Genomic DNA, 3,173 nt, shown 5'->3' on the forward strand with positions numbered 1-3,173 from the left:
CAGTAAACACAGGAAAAATGTGCCGTGGCATCCAAAGTGTGACACAAACTATTGTGAAGTGGACACCTGTCTGCACTGCCGAGATCGACATGCGGATGTGAGTCCGGGCTTAAGGCGAGAAATATTATTATAGTTAATGAATAAGCCTTCAGCTATGCTTTTTCTATCATTACCTTCAAGGCAGTGGGCACGGAATTAGCCATGGTTTAATTCCGTGTCTGACTATTCATTCTTTTTTCACCGCTAAGGCATGATAGGAAAATTCTCACATGTTTCTGAACGCCCTTTACAAATTAAAAAGAGACCTGCTTTTATACAGATCTCTCGTTTTGATTATTTGTTGTCATAGATTTCCGCGCGTTCGATTTCTTTTACTTGGAAATAGGCTGATATCAAAGGGATGATTAGCCCCGCGACCATGACCCCAAATAAGTTAAAGGCGACGGTACACATTAATGTTACGACTATGGGCAACCAAAAAGGTAATTTTAAATCTTTACCGATGAGTAGTGGCTGCAAGATTTCGGTCAATAATTCAACACCCAGGTAAATGGCAAATAGCCACCAACCTACATAGGTATCCCCCTGCAACCACTCAATCAATATCCAAGGAATAAAGACAACGCCTGCACCAATAACTGGCAGTAAGGCTACTAGACTAATCCCAATAGCCATTAACCAGGCCAAGTGAATGTCTAAGGCCCAAAAGGCTACACCGTAAATGATGACGGTTAAGAGTAATAACTTGGCTTCTGCCCCCACATACAATTTAATGTTTTGAATGGTATGCAAGAAAACTTGTTTCCAAAATGTGCCTCTTGTCATCTTGTCATCCTTTCTGTAAAAATCTTTTTCCTGCCTTTGTTAAACGCTTATATTGCCGATTTATTTTTTAGCTTTTTTAGCGTGCTTCGCATCACGATTAGCGACTGCACCGGCTAAATCGTAGGTATAATTTGGATCTAAAATACGGTCGTTTTCGATGAAAGCATCTTTTATGGCTTGATTGATTGCCTTGTTGTCTTCATCGGTTAATCGTTTAACATCTGGTAATTGAATAGGTTTACCCACACGTACCTTGGCGCGGTTGGCCTTTTTCCAAGTGAATAAATCACGAATACCAATGGGCCCTTGGTAGGTAACGGGCAAGATTTCTGCCTTACCCATCTTGGCCATTGAAACGGCGCCGTCTTTGATTTCATCTGAGTAGCGAGAGCCTGTTGGGAAAAGTCCTACATATTTCTCGCCTTCTTTAATGGTTCGAACGGCTTGTTTAATGCTTGAGGCGCTTGGGTTTTCACGGTCAACTGGAATGATGTTGATGGTTGTGAAGAACCAGGTTAAAAATTTATTGGCTAATAATTCTTTCTTCGCCATAAACGCCATTTGCTTAGGACGTAATGCCATGGCAATGAAGATTGGATCAAGGATTGAACGGTGAGGGCCAACTACTAGGTAATTGGCTTCTGGATCGAAGGCCTCATCAATATCAATCTTAGTTGGACCATTAATTAACCGGATAAACCAGCATATTAAAGTCAGTAAAATATTATAAATCATCGGTTTCCCCTTCATCTATATCTTGATGTGCATCCGAATAGGTCTGCAACTGATACATATTATAATATGTGCCACCTTGTGCAATCAAGTCGTCATGGTTTCCATGCTCGATGATGTGGCCATTTTTAAGGACAATAATTTGGTCTGCATCTTTAATTGTTGATAAACGATGGGCGATGATAATGGTTGTCCGACCTAGTCGCATATTAGCTAAACCAGATTGGATTTTCTGCTCTGTTTCGGTATCGATATTGGCTGTTGCTTCGTCTAATACCAAAATTTTAGGTTCTCGTAAGATTGACCGGGCAAATGATAACAATTGTTTTTGGCCTGTAGAGAATGCTGCTCCGCCTTCAATTACTTTGGCGTGATAGCCGTCATCTAATGATTCAATAAAGTCATCAGCTTTGACGAATTGGGCTGCAGCTCTGACCATATCATCAGAATAGTCTCCGTGCAGACGGATATTTTCAGCGATATCACCGTAGAACATGAAGGAATCCTGTAAGACCAGACCGATGTCTTCCCGTAATTGGGTTATCGGAATATCTTTAATAGATTGGCCGTCAATTAAAATATCCCCTTGATTGAATTCATAGAACCGCATCAAGACATTGATAATCGACGATTTGCCTGAACCGGTTTGACCAACAAAGGCTACTGTTTGTCCTGGTTTAATATCGATATTGATATTATGTAAGACTTGTTTTTTCTCGTCGTATGAGAATGATAAGTCCTTGATTTGAATATGCCCTTCAGACACTTTACCAGCTGCTCCTGGATTAGAAACGGGCGCCATTTCCGGATTGTCCAGTAAGGCCAATACTCGTGAGCCAGATACCATACCGTCTTGGAAGATTGATAGAGAGTCCATCATTTGACCCATAGGTTGGAAAAAGGATTTCGCGTATGAAGTAAAGGCGTAAACGACCCCGACATTTATGGCTACCCCTTGCAAGTCTTGGAAACCAAAAATATACAAGACAAGGACCAAGGCAATGGCTTCAAGTAAGTTGATCGCTGGTTGTAGTAACAAGGCATTCATTTTGAACATGCCCACACGCGCTCTTACATAAGTTTGGTTAACATCATCGAATTCTTGCATTAGACGTTTTTGTTGACCATAGTTTTGAATGATATTCATCCCAGAAATGGATTCGCTTAATTTCGCGTTCAAAGTAGACAGCGCTACTCGCATCCGGCCATAAATAAAGGTCGATTGACGTTGGTAGATATAAATCAAAATTAACATTACTGGTACAAAGGCCATAAAGACAAGAGCCAAGCCAGCATCTAGGGTAAACATGGCATAAGTAATAGCCACAATATTCAGTAAACCGTCGAAGAATGACAGGAATACTTGCCAAAATTCTTTAATGGTTTCGGTATCGTTAGTCACCCGTGAAACCACTGACCCGTTCGGTGTTTGGTCAAAGTACCGCATACCTAAGTGCATTACTTTTTGGTAGACAGTATTTCGCATATTGGCTACTGTTTTTTCTGCCGTCAATTTGAAGGTAAAGTCTCTAAAATAATAAACGGCTACTTTTAATAGGGTTAAGCCAAAATAAAAGGCTGCGACCTGTATCGTCACTTGTAGGGTTGCTGAATTT

The 3,173-nt window shown here is 40.8% G+C and carries 3 protein-coding genes; all 3 read right to left on the reverse strand.

Annotation, left to right across the window (positions count from 1 at the left end; all coding sequences use genetic code 11):
- Positions 1-333: 333 nt before the first annotated feature.
- Entirely contained in the window at positions 334-825 is a 492-nt protein-coding gene (locus tag ACRCJ0_RS11170; RefSeq protein WP_431387538.1) for an AI-2E family transporter, read from the reverse strand.
- A gap of 60 nt (positions 826-885) precedes the next feature.
- Positions 886-1,560 carry a lysophospholipid acyltransferase family protein gene (locus tag ACRCJ0_RS11175; RefSeq protein WP_431387537.1) on the reverse strand — a complete coding sequence of 225 codons (675 nt, stop codon included), beginning with the start codon at positions 1,558-1,560 and terminating at the stop codon, positions 886-888.
- On the reverse strand, positions 1,550-3,173 hold a 1,624-nt coding region (locus ACRCJ0_RS11180), incomplete at its 5' end, for an ABC transporter ATP-binding protein (RefSeq protein ID WP_431390475.1). The genes ACRCJ0_RS11175 and ACRCJ0_RS11180, both read right to left, overlap by 11 nt.

Source organism: Aerococcus sp. L_32 (assembly GCF_050689315.1).